3 protein-coding genes are annotated in these 1153 nt (G+C 36.5%); all 3 read right to left on the minus strand.

Features of this window, described 5'->3' with window-relative positions; translation table 11 throughout:
* Positions 1–167: helix-turn-helix domain-containing protein (locus tag ODU55_RS09225; RefSeq protein ID WP_398582651.1), on the minus strand; the 167-nt coding region annotated here is incomplete at its 3' end.
* A gap of 66 nt (positions 168–233) precedes the next feature.
* The gene (locus tag ODU55_RS09230; protein WP_398582640.1) at positions 234–704 is read right to left on the minus strand and encodes a hypothetical protein; all 471 of its coding nucleotides are present in this window, start codon (positions 702–704) and stop codon (positions 234–236) included.
* Between the two features lie 17 nt (positions 705–721).
* A complete protein-coding gene (locus ODU55_RS09235) occupies positions 722–1069 on the minus strand; it encodes a hypothetical protein (protein WP_398582641.1) in 348 nt (115 codons plus the stop codon).
* Between the last annotated feature and the right edge of the window lie 84 nt (positions 1070–1153).

Genomic DNA, 1153 nt, shown 5'->3' on the forward strand with positions numbered 1-1153 from the left:
GGAAGTTTGCGAGGACTACGAGCTCGTGGTTTACGATTCAGATGTCCTTCATTTTTCAGCTGTGTCTCCCAACGGTACAAGGTATCGGTTCCAATACCAAATAGGTCACAGGTTTCCTTTTTTGTGTATCCTGATTGGACATAGGCAATAACGCGTTTTATCCTGATTGGACATAGGCAATAACGCGTTTTCTAAAATCAATTCCGTAAGTCATAAGTCTATTTTATCATATATTAAATAAAAACTAAACAACTATAACAGTTATCCCTGATGACATAAAACATTGCGGACTCTTCTTGGTATTGACGATATTCTGCCTCAGTATGAAATTCCTCTGAGTAGATACCAACGTTATTCTTTAAGAGGCCATGCATTGAATATTCCCAAAAATAATCCCTCGTAAGGGCCATATCATCTATCTGGTCGAATGGTGAATTTGCAAACAAAAACGCCTTCGCTGCTTCAATTTTATTAAACGCATTAATGACTCGTAAAAAGGATTTTCGACCCATATCAAACTGTACTTGATTTCCGCAAATAAAGCCAGCATATCTAGTATAGGGATGCATATTAGGTTTGCCTTCTCCTAGCTTGAGATAGTTCATCAACATCCTATATCGGCCCATATCTACCGGTCTATTGTCATTATTTTCCCAATTGGGATTTATCCCTAACCCCTGCAATTCATGTCCATTTTGGCGCAAATAATATTGAATATTCGCTAGATATTCTTTATGGGCTCTTCTACACTACCAATATTTTTTGCTTTTGCGAATGCAAATTCTAGTGTATTATACGTGACTTCAAATAGTATGAGGTCTCCCGACTCGTGCTGGAGTTCTATCGGATTTCCTCTATCATCTCTTTTGATGATTGTAAATCCATTTTGATTAGAAATGTGTCGCATCATATCTGTAGCGACTTGAATAGAAGTTGCTTTCCCTGAGATATTAACTATCGGATATTCTAATTCTACACCTATAAACAATTCTGGCTTTTCTTTAATGTTAGCAAAATAGTATTCTTCAAAACAATTGCCTATGGATATTCTATCTTCGTAACCGCCCAATAACAAAGTGTATTGAAAAAGGCTCCAAAGTCCTGTCGACTCTGGAACCTTTTTCTATTTACATGCTTTTTTAATTTTTTCCTT

It is taken from the genome of Streptococcus sp. 2022WUSS037, from assembly GCF_044427225.1.
GTDB lineage: Bacteria > Bacillota > Bacilli > Lactobacillales > Streptococcaceae > Streptococcus.